Source organism: Streptomyces sp. NPDC008092 (genome assembly GCF_042957285.1).
Lineage (GTDB): Bacteria > Actinomycetota > Actinomycetes > Streptomycetales > Streptomycetaceae > Streptomyces.
In genome coordinates this window covers 313,642-327,749 of record NZ_JBIBHY010000011.1, presented here as the reverse complement: position 1 = coordinate 327,749, position 14,108 = coordinate 313,642, and the positions used below count along the sequence as shown (strand labels likewise).

At 68.0% G+C, this 14,108-nt stretch carries 12 protein-coding genes; 8 read left to right on the top strand and 4 right to left on the bottom strand.

What is annotated here, in order from left to right:
- From ACFZB3_RS33505 to ACFZB3_RS33495, 3 genes are all read right to left on the bottom strand, one after another.
- Positions 1-981: an ABC transporter permease subunit gene (locus tag ACFZB3_RS33505; RefSeq protein WP_391382054.1), complete on the bottom strand. Its 981-nt coding sequence runs from the start codon at positions 979-981 to the stop codon at positions 1-3.
- Positions 982-1,082: 101 nt separating this feature from the next.
- Positions 1,083-2,816, bottom strand: coding sequence for an ABC transporter substrate-binding protein (locus ACFZB3_RS33500; RefSeq protein ID WP_391382052.1), 1,734 nt, complete (start codon positions 2,814-2,816; stop codon positions 1,083-1,085).
- Between the two features lie 95 nt (positions 2,817-2,911).
- The gene (locus ACFZB3_RS33495) at positions 2,912-3,937 is read right to left on the bottom strand and encodes an ABC transporter permease subunit (RefSeq protein ID WP_391382050.1); all 1,026 of its coding nucleotides are present in this window, start codon (positions 3,935-3,937) and stop codon (positions 2,912-2,914) included.
- A 522-nt stretch (positions 3,938-4,459) separates the two neighbouring features.
- On the opposite strand from ACFZB3_RS33495, the gene ACFZB3_RS33490 reads away from it, so the two are divergent.
- The 5 genes from ACFZB3_RS33490 to ACFZB3_RS33470 are packed head-to-tail and all read left to right on the top strand — an operon-like array spanning position 4,460 to position 10,055.
- Positions 4,460-6,091, top strand: a complete 1,632-nt coding sequence (locus tag ACFZB3_RS33490) for an ABC transporter substrate-binding protein (RefSeq protein WP_391382047.1) — start codon at positions 4,460-4,462, stop codon at positions 6,089-6,091.
- A gap of 6 nt (positions 6,092-6,097) precedes the next feature.
- The gene (locus ACFZB3_RS33485) at positions 6,098-7,021 is read left to right on the top strand and encodes an ABC transporter permease subunit (RefSeq protein ID WP_391382045.1); all 924 of its coding nucleotides are present in this window, start codon (positions 6,098-6,100) and stop codon (positions 7,019-7,021) included.
- Positions 7,014-7,994 carry an ABC transporter permease subunit gene (locus ACFZB3_RS33480; protein WP_391382043.1) on the top strand — a complete coding sequence of 327 codons (981 nt, stop codon included), beginning with the start codon at positions 7,014-7,016 and terminating at the stop codon, positions 7,992-7,994. Before ACFZB3_RS33485 ends, ACFZB3_RS33480 begins: the two co-directional genes overlap by 8 nt.
- Before the next feature lie 8 nt (positions 7,995-8,002).
- Complete coding sequence (locus tag ACFZB3_RS33475) at positions 8,003-8,977, top strand: oligopeptide/dipeptide ABC transporter ATP-binding protein (RefSeq protein ID WP_391382183.1); 975 nt, start codon at positions 8,003-8,005, stop codon at positions 8,975-8,977.
- On the top strand, positions 8,970-10,055 hold the full coding sequence (locus ACFZB3_RS33470; protein ID WP_391382041.1) for a dipeptide ABC transporter ATP-binding protein: 1,086 nt from the start codon (positions 8,970-8,972) through the stop codon (positions 10,053-10,055). The genes ACFZB3_RS33475 and ACFZB3_RS33470 overlap by 8 nt, the downstream gene beginning before the upstream one ends.
- 189 nt (positions 10,056-10,244) lie before the next feature.
- Here ACFZB3_RS33470 and ACFZB3_RS33465 read toward each other — a convergent pair whose 3' ends face one another.
- Positions 10,245-12,371 carry a prolyl oligopeptidase family serine peptidase gene (locus ACFZB3_RS33465; protein WP_391382039.1) on the bottom strand — a complete coding sequence of 709 codons (2,127 nt, stop codon included), beginning with the start codon at positions 12,369-12,371 and terminating at the stop codon, positions 10,245-10,247.
- Between the two features lie 190 nt (positions 12,372-12,561).
- On the opposite strand from ACFZB3_RS33465, the gene ACFZB3_RS33460 reads away from it, so the two are divergent.
- The 3 genes from ACFZB3_RS33460 to ACFZB3_RS33450 all read left to right on the top strand — a co-directional run bounded on the left by ACFZB3_RS33460 (position 12,562) and on the right by ACFZB3_RS33450 (position 14,107).
- The gene (locus ACFZB3_RS33460; protein ID WP_089098958.1) at positions 12,562-12,756 is read left to right on the top strand and encodes a hypothetical protein; all 195 of its coding nucleotides are present in this window, start codon (positions 12,562-12,564) and stop codon (positions 12,754-12,756) included.
- A gap of 71 nt (positions 12,757-12,827) precedes the next feature.
- Entirely contained in the window at positions 12,828-13,694 is an 867-nt protein-coding gene (mshB, locus tag ACFZB3_RS33455) for an N-acetyl-1-D-myo-inositol-2-amino-2-deoxy-alpha-D-glucopyranoside deacetylase (RefSeq protein WP_391382037.1), read from the top strand.
- Positions 13,691-14,107, top strand: coding sequence for a DUF6113 family protein (locus tag ACFZB3_RS33450; RefSeq protein WP_391382035.1), 417 nt, complete (start codon positions 13,691-13,693; stop codon positions 14,105-14,107). Before mshB ends, ACFZB3_RS33450 begins: the two co-directional genes overlap by 4 nt.
- Position 14,108 lies beyond the last annotated feature (1 nt).

Here is a 14,108-nt window from a genome sequence, read left to right as displayed (position 1 = left end):
TCAGGCGAGCCGGATCCGCGGGTCGATGAAGGCGTAGACGGCGTCGACGATGATGTTGGAGAACACGATCGCGGCCGCGGACAGCACCGTGACGCCGAGCAGCATCGGCAGGTCGCTCTGGATGACGGAGGTCACCGAGAGGCGGCCGATGCCCTGGAGGCTGAAGACCTGCTCGGTGATGATCGCGCCGCCGATCAGCGTGCCCAGGTCGATGCCGAACACGGTGACGATCGGGCCCATCGCACCGCGCCAGGCGAAGCGCAGGAACACGTTGGCACGTGAGAGGCCCTTGGCGCGCGCGGTGCGGACGTAGTCCTCGCTGAGCTGCTCGACCAGCTGGGAGCGGGCCATACGGGTGTAGTTGGCGGTGAAGATGATCGACAGCACGAGCCACGGCAGCAGCAGTCCCGAGAACCACTGGACGGGGTTGTCGGTCAGCGGCGTGTACGCGGGCTGGTCGAGGATGCCCACCTTGAAGACCAGGAAGTACAGCGCGATGTAGCCGACGAAGTAGATCTGCAGCGAGGAGCCGAGCAGCGAGGCCGAGGTCGCGAGCTTGTCCAGGAACTTGCCCTGCTTGAGCGCCGCGATCATGCCGGTGCCGACACCGAAGATCAGGAAGATGACGGCCGAGCCGAAGGCGAGCGAGAGGGTCAGCGGCAGCCGGTCCATGATCGTGCCGAAGACGGGCTCGTTGTTGGCGAAGGAGTAGCCGAGGCACGGCGCGTTGCAGTGCCCGAAGCCGCTGTACTCACGCCCGACGAAGATGCCCTTGAGCCAGTACCAGTACTGGACCGGTATCGGATGGTCGATGCCCAGGTTGTGCCGAATCTGCGCCAGCGAGGCCGGCGTGCAGTTCTTGCCGCAGGACATCATGGCCGGGTCACGCGGGACGGCGTAGAAGAGCCAGAACGTGATGGCGCTGATGATCAGCAGAATGACCAGCGCGCCGATCGTACGGCGGACAAGGAAGCGGAACATGGGGTCAGGACTTTCCGGACGGGGCGCCGTTGCCGGGGCGTGAGGGGTGTGGAGCCGGTGGGGGGCGGCCCGGAGGGGCCGCCCCTGATGCCGTGTGGCGCCTACGCCTTGGCGTAGAGCCTGGTGAGCGCGATGCCGGTGTTTCCGCCGTCGTAGACGAAGCCGCCGACCTTCGAACCGTGCATCCAGTTGCGGATGGCGTGGTAGTCCGGGACGCAGGCCGCGAGCTCCATGACCTGCTTGTCGATGGCGCCCCAGGCCTTGTTGGCCTCGTCCGCGTCGGTGATCAGGGAGGCGGCCGCGATGGCCTTGTCGACGCTGGCGTTCTTCAGCTGCGCGTAGTTGCTGCGGCCGTCACCGATGTTCTCGCCGTCCCAGCAGGGGTAGAAGACCGAGTAGCCGCCCGGCCAGTCCGGGCTCCAGCCGGCCGCGAACACGTCGTACTGGTTGTCGATCTTGCCGATCTGGGTGTAGAAGGTCGACTTGTCGATCTGCTTGTTGACGACCGTGAAGCCGGCGGCCTCCAGCGCGTTCTTGATCGCGACGGCCTGCTTCACCGCGTTGTCCGACGTCTGGTAGGCGATGACCAGCTTCTGCCCGAGCTTGCCGGCCTCCTTCAGGAGGGCCTTGGCCTTGTCCGGGTCGCCGCCGGGCTTCGTCTTCTTGCCGTAGAGGTCGAAGTCCGTGTAACCGGGCGTCACCGGGCTGAAGATCGTGGTGGCGATCTCGCTGGTGGACGCGCCGCCGCGGATGGTCTGCAGCTGCTGGTTCGGCCAGGCGTAGTTGATGGCCTGGCGGACCTTGACGTCCGTGATCCGGGTGGTGTTGATCGGCCAGTAGTAGGTGACCGTGTCGACCGCGGTGAGCACCTGCTGCTTGAGCTTCGCGTTGGTGAGAACCGTGGCGATGCGCTCCGGGGCGACCTCGTTGAAGATCGACATCGTGTACTGGTCGTTGCCCTTGTCCGCGATGTAGCGGTCGGTCGACGCCAGCAGTTCGAAGCCGAACTGGAAGAGGTACTTGTCCGGGTAGGCGTTGCGGATCGGGTCCGTCGCCGCGTCCCAGTGCTCGTTGCGGGTGTACGTCAAGGACTTGCCGACGTCACGGGCGGAGATCTTGTACGGGCCGCAGGAGAACGGCTGCTTGTCGTACTTCTCCTTGGTGTCCTTCGACTTCTTCACGAAGGAGTACGCGCGCTCGGCGAGCGTGAAGTTGAAGTCACCGCGGGCCTGGTTGAGGCGGAAGGTGATGGTCTTGCCGTCGATCTCGATGGAGTCGAGGTTCTTGCCCTCGTAGGGGCCCTTGTACTTGTCGCCGCCCACCAGGAACTGCTGGACGTAGCGCGGACCCTCGGTGACGAAGGAGGCGAAGAGGCGCTCGAAGGTGTGACGGACGTCGTCCATGGAGAGGTCGGAGCCGTCCTCCCACTTGATGCCGTCCTTGATCGTGAACGACCAGGTCTTGCCGCCGTCCTTGGCGGTGCCCGCGTCCGTGGCCACGTCGCCGACGAGGGTGGCGCCGCCCTTGGAGTCGAGCTTGTAGCCGGTCAGGCCGCGCATGATCGGCGTGGTGATGAGGATCTCGGTGGAGACGTAGATCTGGGCCGGGTCGAGGTGGTCCATGTCGAACTGGTCGAGCCCGTAGATCGTCCCGCCCTTGACCGCGCCGGCGACCTCGGGGGCCGGGCCGGTCGAGTCGGCCTTCGTGCCGACCGCGATCTTGCTCTGCTTGGCCTTGCTGACCGAGGGGATCTTGTTGGCCGACGACTTGCTGCCGCCACCGCCACAGGCGGTCAGCACCGTGCTCGACGCGGCGACCACGCCGGTGGCGATCATGAAGTTTCTGCGGGAAAACGACACAGCAAACCCTGCCTTATGGTGGGACGGGACCAGCCGGACGACGTTGACCGGACCGGGAGATGAGAGATGGGTCAGCGCTTGGACTTCGGGTCGAGCGCGTCGCGCGCCGAGTCACCGAGCAAGTTGAACGCCAGGACGAAGATCACCATGGCCAGGCCCGGGAAGAGCATGAAGGTGAAGTCCTGGGTGTAGAACTGGGCGCCTCGCTGGATCATGACGCCCCAGTCGGGGGTCGGGTCGATCATGCCGACACCGAGGAAGGCGAAGCCCGCCTCCGCGGTCACGTAGGCCGGGAGCATGAGCGTGGACTGGATGAGGATCGGGGTCCACAGGTTCGGCAGCAGTTCTTTGAACACGATGCGCGCTGGTGACGCCCCGGTCACCTTGGCGGCCTCGACGAACTCCCGCTCGCGCAGGCCGAGTACCTGGCCGCGCAGCAGACGGGCGATGGACGCCCAGCCGAAGAAGGACATCATGAAGATGAGTGCGACCGCCCGCAGCCAGGTCGGGATGTTGTCGTCTGCGGCGACGAACAGTCCGAAGACCACCGGCATGAAGGCGATGATGAACAGCGTCGAGGGGATCGACAGCACGATGTCGATGATCCGGCCGACGAGGTAGTCCGTCTTGCCGCCCAGATAGCCCGCGGTCACACCGACCACGACGCCCACGACCGTGGTGATCAGGGTGGCGGCCAGGGCGATGCCCAACGAGGTCCGGATGCCGTAGATCAGGAAGGTGAAGACGTCACGGCCCAGCTGCGGCTCGATGCCGAACCAGAACTGCGAGCTCATGCCGCCGTTCGCGCCCGCCGGGTACGAGAAGGCGTCCAGCAGGCTCGGGTCCTGGCTCGCGTACGTCGTGTACGGATCCTTCCCGTACAGCTTGGATATCAGCGGCGCGGCCAGCGCGATCACGAAGAAGAAGATCACGATGATCGCCGATATGACGCCCGTACGGTCGCGTTTGAAGCGGCGCCACGCGAGCTGTCCCGGGGACCTGCTCTGGCCGGCCTTCGAGTCGGGAGAAGTGATCGACTTCTCGGCGCTCTCGTCGGTCACCTCGAGCGGGGCCGCGGATGGAGTTGGGGGGGTCATGGTGCTCCTGGCCCAAGGGAGGGTCTGATGACTCCGCAGGGCACTCTCCCCTACGGGCTACGCCGGACTTTTTCAACGCAATTCATTCAAGGTCAATAAATTCTCGGTCGGCTTGGGTTTCTCTTTACTTTCTTTGCCCGTTCTTGACCGTTCCGTAGCTACGCGGGTAGCGCCTCGTAATCGCATCGTGCTTTAGATCGGGCAAATGCCTCGAAACGGGCAATGAGTTCGTTATGCGGACGCCTGGGTGCCGAAATGCGTACATCGGAGGGACGTAATCCAACGTTTCGGCATCGTTGCGCGGAGATCCATTGCGCCGCCGTCACAAGATCCTCAAGAGGGTACCGGAGGGGTGCCTGCAATCGGGTGACGTGTCCCTCTAAAGGTCGTCATGGGGCCTCCGGGGGCCTCCGTTCGGGGCAGTTGGTGAGCAGTATCGACCTATTTGGTCGATATTGACCGATAGCGGATCATCTGTGGATCCGCCGGTCCACCGATCACCCTTCACTGAGGAGGCACGCCATGCGTTCAGCCACGCACGCCCGAGGGGCGGCCTGTGCGGTCGCGGTGGCGCTCGCCGCGACGGCCTGCGGGGGCGGTGGCGGCAGCGGGGGCGGCGGAGGCGAGAGCGGCGTGCTCAGCTCCTCCTGGGGCGACCCGCAGAACCCCCTGGAGCCGTCCAACACCAACGAGGTCCAGGGCGGCAAGGTCCTCGACATGATCTTCCGGGGCCTGAAGAAGTACGACCCGAAGACCGGCAAGGCCACGGACATGCTCGCCCAGAAGATCGACACGAGCGACTCGCAGAACTTCACGATCACGCTCAAGGACGGCTGGACCTTCTCCAACGGCGAGAAGGTGACCGCCAAGTCCTTCGTCGACGCCTGGAACTACGGAGCGAGCCTCAGGAACAACCAGAAGAACGCCTACTTCTTCGGCTACATCCAGGGCTACGACAAGGTCCACCCGGCCACCGGCTCACAGAGCGCCGACATGCTCTCCGGCCTGAAGGTCGTCGACGACAAGACGTTCACCGTCGCGCTCAACCAGAAGTTCTCCAGCTTTCCCGACACCCTCGGCTACGCGGCCTTCGCCCCGCTCCCGCAGACCTTCTTCACCGACCACGCCGGCTGGCTGGCACAACCGGTCGGCAACGGGCCGTACCGGATCGAGTCCTACACCAAGGGCTCGCAGATGGCCCTGAAGAAGTGGGACGGCTATCCCGGTGCCGACAAGGCACAGAACGGCGGAGTGACCCTCAAGGTCTACACGGACAGCGACACCGCCTACACCGACCTCATCGCCGGCAACCTCGACCTCGTCGACGACGTTCCCGCGTCGCAACTGAAGAACGTCAAGAACGATCTCGGCGACCGCTACATCAACACTCCGGCCGGCATCATCCAGACGCTCGCCTTTCCCTACTACGACAGTGCCTGGAACAAGAGCGGATCGGAGAAGATCCGCACCGGACTGTCCATGGCGATCAACCGGAAGCAGATCACCGACACCATCTTCCAGAACACCCGCACCCCGGCCACCGACTGGACCTCGCCGGTGCTGGGCACGGCCGGCGGCTTCAAGGAAGGGCTGTGCGGGAGCGCCTGCGACTACGACCCCGCCCAGGCCAAGAAGCTCATCCAGGAGGGCGGGGGTCTGCCCGGCGGCCAGCTCAAGATCACGTACAACGCCGACACCGGCTCGCACAGGATGTGGGTGGACGCCGTGTGCAACTCCATCAACAACGCGCTCGGCAACGACAAGGCGTGTGTGGGAAATCCGGTCGGCACGTTCGCCGACTTCCGGAACCAGATCGGGCAGCACAAGATGACCGGACCGTTCCGCGCGGGCTGGCAGATGGACTACCCGCTCATCCAGAACTTCCTCCAGCCGCTCTACTACACGAACGCCTCCTCCAACGACGGCAAGTGGTCCGACAAGGACTTCGACAAACTCGTCGACCAGGCGAACGCCGAAACCGACACCGCCAAGGCCGTGTCGACCTTCCAGCAGGCGGAGGGAGTCGTCCGCGACAACATGGCCGCCATTCCGCTCTGGTACCAGAACGGCAGCGCCGGCTACTCCGAGCGGCTGTCCCATGTGGCCCTCAATCCGTTCAGCGTTCCCGTCTACAACGAGATCAAGGTCAGCTGAACCGGCATGGGGCGCTATGTCGTCCGGCGGCTGCTCCAGATGGTCCCGGTGTTCGTCGGGGCCACGCTGCTGATCTTCCTCATGGTCAATGTCATGGGCGACCCGATCGCGGGGCTGTGCGGTGAGCGCGCGTGCGATCCGGCGACCGCCGCCCAGCTGAAGAAGGAGTTCGGACTCGACAAGCCGGTGTGGCAGCAATACCTCACCTATATGGGGAACGTCTTCACCGGCGACTTCGGTACGGCGTTCAACGGGCAGCCGGTCACCGAGCTGATGTCCACCGCGTTCCCCGTCACCATCCGGCTGACGATCGTGGCGATCGTCCTCGAGATCGTCATCGGCATCACGCTGGGCGTGGTGACCGGACTGCGGCGCGGGCGCCCCGTCGACACCGGCGTGCTGCTGGCCACCCTGGTCGTCATCTCCGTGCCGACCTTCGTCACCGGCCTGCTGCTCCAGCTGCTGCTGGGAGTGGAGTGGGGCTGGATCAAACCCTCCGTCTCCCCGGAGGCCACCTTCGGCGAGCTGATCGTGCCGGGGCTGGTGCTCGCCTCCGTGTCGCTCGCCTACGTCACCCGGCTGACCCGCACCTCCATCGCCGAGAACAAGCGGAGCGACTACGTCCGTACGGCCGTTGCCAAAGGGCTGCCCAGACGCCGGGTCATCACCCGGCACCTGCTGCGCAACTCCCTCATCCCCGTCGTCACCTTCATCGGCACCGACATCGGCGCCCTGATGGGCGGGGCGATCGTCACCGAGCGGATCTTCAACATCCACGGCGTCGGCTACCAGCTCTACCAGGGCATCCTGCGGCAGAACACCCAGACGGTGGTGGGGTTCGTGACCGTGCTGGTCCTGGTGTTCCTGGTGGCCAACCTCCTGGTGGACCTGCTCTACGCCGTACTCGACCCGAGGATCCGCTATGCCTGAGCAGCCGTTCGAGCCCGACCGGGCGATCGCGGGGACCGGGGCGGGCGGGGCGATGGACCTGGCGGCGAGCGAGGCGCAGACGCTGGAACGGACGCCGGGCGGACCGCTGGGCACGGGGCCGGCCGCCAAGCCGCGCTCGCTCTGGTCCGACGCGTGGCGGGACCTGCGGCGCAACCCGGTCTTCCTCGTCTCCGCCCTCGTCATCCTCTTCCTCGTCGTCATCTCCCTGTGGCCGTCCCTGATCGCCTCCGGCTCCCCCCTCAAGTGCGACCTCGCCAAGGCCCAGGAAGGCTCCCGGCCGGGCGCTCCCTTCGGCTACGACGGGCAGGGCTGCAACGTCTACACACGGACCGTCTACGGCGCCCGCACGTCCGTCACCGTGGGCGTCTGCGCCACCCTCGGGGTCGCGCTGTTCGGGTCGGTGCTCGGCGGGCTCGCCGGGTTCTTCGGCGGAGTCTGGGACTCGGTGCTCTCCCGGATCACCGACGTCTTCTTCGCGATCCCGGTCGTCCTCGGCGGTCTCGTCCTCCTCTCGGTGGTGACGAGCAATACGGTCTGGCCGGTCATCGGGTTCATGGTGCTGCTCGGCTGGCCGCAGATCTCCCGGATCGCCCGCGGCTCGGTGATCACCGCCAAGCAGAACGACTACGTCCAGGCCGCCCGCGCCCTGGGCGCCTCCAACTCCCGGATCCTGCTGCGGCACATCGCGCCCAACGCCGTGGCGCCCGTGATCGTCGTCGCGACCATCGCGCTCGGCACCTACATCGCCCTGGAGGCGACCCTGTCCTACCTCGGCGTCGGCCTGAAGCCGCCCAGTGTCTCCTGGGGCATCGACATCTCCGCCGCCTCGCCCTACATCCGCAACGCCCCGCACGCGCTGCTGTGGCCCTCAGGGGCCCTCGCGCTCACCGTCCTGGCCTTCATCATGCTCGGCGACGCGGTGCGCGACGCCCTCGACCCGAAGCTGAGGTGAGCGCCACCGTGCTGCTCGAAGTGCGCGACCTGCACGTGGAGTTCCGGACCCGGGACGGGGTCGCCAAGGCGGTCAACGGCGTCTCGTACGCCGTCGACGAGGGGGAGACGCTGGCCGTGCTGGGCGAGTCGGGGTCCGGCAAGTCGGTGACCGCCCAGGCCGTGATGGGGATCCTGGACGTGCCGCCCGGACGGATCGGCGGGGGCGAGATCCTCTTCCGGGGCCGCGATCTGCTCAAGCTGAAGGAGGAGGAGAGGCGGCGGATCCGGGGCGCCGAGATGGCGATGATCTTCCAGGACGCGTTGTCGGCGCTCAACCCGGTGCTGAGCGTGGGCGACCAGCTCGGCGAGATGTTCGTCGTGCACCGCGGGATGTCGCGGAAGGACGCGCGGGCCCGGGCCGTCGAGCTGATGGACCGGGTACGGATCCCGGCCGCCGCCCAGCGGGTCCGGGACTATCCGCACCAGTTCTCCGGGGGCATGCGCCAGCGCATCATGATCGCCATGGCGCTGGCCCTGGAACCGGCGCTCATCATCGCCGACGAGCCGACGACCGCCCTGGACGTGACCGTGCAGGCCCAGGTCATGGACCTGCTCGCGGAGTTGCAGCGCGAGTACCACATGGGGCTGATCCTCATCACCCACGACCTGGGGGTGGTCGCCGACGTCGCCGACCGGATCGCCGTGATGTACGCGGGGCGGATCGTCGAGTCCGCGCCCGTGCACGACATCTACAAGGCGCCCGCCCACCCCTATACGCGCGGTCTCCTCGACTCGATCCCGCGCCTCGACCAGAAGGGGCACGAGCTCTACGCCATCAAGGGCCTGCCGCCCAACCTCATGGACATCCCTCCGGGCTGCGCCTTCAACCCGCGCTGCCCGATGGCCCAGGACGTGTGCCGCACCGACGAGCCGCCGCTGTACGAGGTGGACCGGCACCGGGGCAGCGCCTGCCACTTCTGGAGGGAGTGCCTCAATGGTTGAGAGGGTGGTTGAGCCGATCCTGGAAGTGAGTGGACTGGTCAAGCACTATCCCTTGACTCAGGGCATCTTGATCAAGAAACAGATCGGTGCCGTCAAGGCTGTCGACGGCGTCGACTTCGTGCTCGGCAAGGGAGAGACGCTCGGCATCGTCGGGGAGTCCGGCTGCGGCAAGTCGACGGTTGCCAAGATGCTCGTCAACCTCGAACGGCCGACGGCGGGGTCGATCAAGTACAAGGGCGACGACATCACCAGGTTGAGCGGGCGGGCGCTCAAAACCGTCCGCCGCAACATCCAGATGGTCTTCCAGGACCCGTACACCTCCCTCAACCCCCGGATGACCGTCGGCGACATCATCGGGGAGCCGTACGAGATCCATCCGGAGGCGGCTCCCAAGGGCGACCGGCGCCGGCGGGTCCAGGAGCTGCTGGACGTCGTGGGGCTCAACCCCGAGTACATCAACCGCTATCCGCACCAGTTCTCCGGCGGCCAGCGGCAGCGCATCGGCATCGCACGGGGGCTGGCGCTGCGCCCCGAGGTGATCGTCGCCGACGAGCCGGTGTCCGCGCTCGACGTCTCCGTGCAGGCCCAGGTGATCAACCTGCTCGACCGGCTCCAGAACGACTTCGACCTGTCGTACGTCTTCATCGCCCACGACCTGTCGATCGTGCGGCACATCTCGGACCGGGTCGGGGTGATGTACCTCGGGCGGATCGTGGAGACCGGCAAGGACGAGGAGATCTACGAGCACCCGACCCACCCCTACACCCAGGCGCTGCTCTCCGCGGTGCCGGTGCCGGACCCGGAGGCGCGCGAGCACCGGGAGCGGATCATCCTGAGCGGGGACGTGCCGTCGCCGACGAACATCCCGTCGGGGTGCCGGTTCCGCACGCGGTGCTGGAAGGCGCAGGAGCGGTGCGCGGTGGAGGTGCCGCTGCTCGCGGTGCCCGCGGTGTTCCGGCTCACGCCGGGGCCGGCGGCGCATGACTCGGCCTGCCACTTTGCGGAGGAGAAGCAGGTCGTGCCGCCGGAGGAGCCGGCCGGGGGAGCGGCGGACGATCTTGGTAACCCGGGTTCATAACGGGGCGTATGTGCATCAATCGCGTTAACACACAGGCAACTTCGCCGACCCGGTCTCGATATACGGACGCTGCACTCTAATCAACGTACGGCCGTGCGGGTGCCGTAAACGGGCCGGAGCGCGCCATGTCGCTCCGGCCCGTTGCCGTGTGCGGGTGCGTGGGGGCTGGTCGCGCAGTTCCCCGCGCCCCTAGAGGGGCGCCAGCCCCAACGTCCGCTTCAAAAAGTCCAGCTGAAGCAGCAGCAGGTTCTCCGCCACTTGTTCCTGCGGGGTCATGTGGGTCACGCCCGAGAGCGGGAGCACCTCGTGCGCGCGGCCCGCGGCCAGCAGGGCGCTGGAGAGGCGCAGGGAGTGGGCCACGACCACGTTGTCGTCCGCCAGGCCGTGGATGATCATCATGGGGCGGTGGGGTTCGGCGGCGTCGACCAGGCCCGCGTCGTCGATCACGGAGTTGCGGCGGTAGACCTCCGGCTGCTCGCCGGGGTGGCCGAGGTAGCGCTCCTGGTAGTGGGTGTCGTACAGGCGCAGGTCGGTCACGGGGGCGCCCACCACCGCCGCGTGGAAGACGTCCGGGCGGCGCAGGGCCGCGAGGGCGGCGAGGTAGCCGCCGAAGGACCAGCCGCGGATCGCCACCCTGGTCAGGTCGAGGGGGAAGTCGGCGGCGAGCGCCTGGAGGGCGTCGACCTGGTCCTGGAGGACGATTGCCGCGACGTCGTCCTTGATGGACTTCTCCCAGGCGGGGGAGCGGCCCGGGGTGCCCCGGCCGTCGGCGACGAGCACCGCGAAACCCTGGTCGGCGAACCACTGGGAGGTCAGGTGGGCGTTGTGCGCGGCGACCACCCGCTGGCCGTGCGGACCCCCGTACGGGTCCAGCAAAACCGGAAGGGGAGTGTCCCCGTGGTAGTCCTGTGGCATAAGCACGGCGCACGGAATTCGGCGTGCGCCCCCTGCGGTGAGCGTTACGCGCGGGGACAAACCGGGGTCTTCGGCGTATGACGTGACAGTCGCCAGGTGCTTTCCGTCGCGGAGCACCTGGGTGCGGGCGCCCGGGCTGTCCAGCGTGGCGGAGACCAGTACGGTCACGCCCCCGGCGCGCACCGCCGTATGCACGCCGGGTTCCTGCGACACGCGCTCCACGCCGAGTTCGTTCACGCGGTAGACGTGCACCTCGCCGATCTCGGGGGACTCGGCCTCCTCGCCGGCGGAGGCCGAGACCAGCACGTCGTCGGTGGTCACGTCGAGAACCGCACGGATGTGCAACTGGGGTCCCGTGAGCGGCCGTTCACCCACCGCGAGCACCCGGGCGCCGCCCTCGTCGGCGATCCGGACCAGCTGTCCGGAGGGGCTCCAGCAGGGCACTCCACCGAACAGTTCAAGCCATGTTGGATCTTCGTCGGCGTGCACCATCCGGGTCGCCCCCGACCCCGGGTCCACGGCCAGGAACAGCTGGCTGCGCTGGTCGCGCGCCTGTACGAGCAGCAGCGGGGCACCCGCCTCTGACCAGTGCACATGCGCCACATACGGATAGCGCGCCCGGTCCCAGGAGACCTCCGTGCGCTCCCCGTCGAGGTCCTGGACGAACAGGCGTACGTCCGCGTTCCCGGTGCCCGCCGCCGGATAGGCGACATGATGTGGCTCACGCCCCGGGTGGGCGGGGTCGGCGATCCACCACCGCTGCACCGGCGTGTCGTCCACGCGCGCCACGAGCAGCCGGTCGGACTCCGGGGACCACCAGAAGCCGCGCGAACGCCCCATCTCCTCGGCCGCGATGAACTCGGCCAATCCGTAGGTGACCTGTTCCGACTCCGGCTCCGCGAGCGCCCGGTCGCCCTCGCCCTCGGCGCCCACCACGCGCAGAGCACCCGCCGCGACGTACGCGACATGGCGTCCGTCGGGGGACGGGCGCGGGTCGATCACCGGCCCGGGGACGGTGAGTTCACGTGCCGTGCCGGCCCTCAGCTCGGCCGTGAAAAGCCGTCCTGACAAGGCGAAAGACGCCAACTCCAGGGCCGCGTCGGTGGCGTAGCCGACGATGCCGGCACCGCCCTCCCGGCTGCGTTCGCGACGGGCCCGCTCCTGGGGCGAGAGGTGCTCCTCGGCACCGCCGAGCAGGGTGCGCGGGTCCGCCGCGAGACGCTCCTCGCCGCTCGGTACGTCAAGGACCCAGAGGGAGTTGGCGCGGTCGGTGCCGGAACCGGAGCGAAGGAACGCCACGCGGGAGCCGTCGGGGGCCACGGTGAACGCGCGCGGCGCGCCGAGCGTGAAACGCTGGGTGCGGGCGTGCCGGCGGGGGAATGAGACAGCCTCGGTCGTCATCCCCCGACCATATTGGCCATGCGCCCCCTTGTGCGGCCGTGCGCCGAGCGATGCGCGAGCACGCATAGTTATGATCACTACCGCTGGGTGGGTATGAACCTGCTGGCATGCGCATGGATTTGCTGTACCGATCTACAACCCCCATAGTCCGAACCCCCCGCGTCCCTGGGATCTTTGGAGGTGAGCCGCCGTGGCACTCTCGATTTCGGCGGTGGTGCTGCTGGCGATCATCGTCTTCTTGTTGATCAAGAAGTCAGGTCTGAAAGGCGGTCATGCGGTCGTCTGCATGCTGCTCGGTTTCTATCTCGCCTCCTCGACCATCGCGCCGACGATCAGCGATCTGACGACGAACGTCGCCAGCATGATCGGCAGCATCAAGTTCTGACCCCGGTCACGTTTCGCACCGGTCGACCGGGGCTGCGCGGCACTGTCGGTGTCGTTTCGTAGGGTGGGCACATGACGGAACTGCCCACCCGGCGTCTGTTGCTCGTGCACGCGCACCCGGACGACGAGTCGATCAACAACGGCGCCACCATGGCCCGCTACGCGGCCCAGGGCGCCCATGTGACGCTGGTCACCTGCACGCTCGGCGAGGGCGGCGAGGTCATCCCGCCCGAGCTGCGGCACCTCACCGGCCCCGCCCTGGGCGAGTACCGGCTGGGCGAGCTGGCCGCTGCCATGCGCGAGCTCGGTGTCGAGGACTTCCGGCTGCTCGGCGGCCCCGGCCGCTACCGCGACTCCGGAATGATGGGCGTGCCCGACAACGACGCGCCCGACTGCTTCTGGCAGGCCGACGTCGACGAGGCCGCCGGGCACCTGGCCGAGGTCATCCTGGAGACCCGCCCCCAGGTCGTCGTCACCTACGACGACAACGGCGGGTACGGCCATCCGGACCACATCCAGGCCCACCGCGTCGCCATGCGAGCCGTCGAGCTGGCCGCCGGGGCCGGCCACCGCGTCCCCAAGGTCTACTGGAACCGCGTGCCGCGCACCGTCGCCGAGGCCGCCTTCGCCGGGCTCCGGGACGACCTGCCGGGGCTGCCCTTCGCCAAGTCCGCCGCCGTCGACGACGTGCCCGGCGTGGTCGACGACCGCCGGGTCACCACCGAGATCGACGGCACCTCGTACGCCGGCGCGAAGGCCGCCGCGATGGCCGCCCACGCCACCCAGGTCGAGGTGGCACCCGACGGCGCCCGCTACTTCGCGCTCTCCAACGAACTGGCCCAGCCGTTGTTCACCACGGAGTTCTACGAGTTGGCGGGCGGCGCGCCGGGCGCGGCGCGCGAGACCGATCTCTTCGCGGGCCTCGGGGAGGCGTCATGAGCTCCGGTGGACGCGGGTCGATGCTCGCGCAGCCGCTGCAGGCGCCCTCGGCGGGGCGGGCCGCGGCCCTCGTCGGGCTGGTCGTGCTCGGGGCCGTGGTCGGCGCCGCGGGCGCCCTCGTCCAGGCCGGCTGGTTCCCGGGCGGACTGCTGCTCGCCCTGGCCGGTGCCGCCGGGGTCTTCCTCGGCGGGGCCCGGGCCGTGGCGAGCCGCTCCGGAGCCGTCGCGCCCGCGTTCGGCTGGGTCGTGGCCGTCATCTTCCTCACCGCCAGCAGACCGGAGGGCGACTTCCTGTTCGGCGCGGGAGGCGGCTCGTACCTCTTCCTGCTCGGCGGCATGGCGCTGGCTGTGATCTGCGCCACAATAGGTTTGGGGCGGCAACCCGAAGCGGGCGGCGCCCGACTTGGCAAGTGAC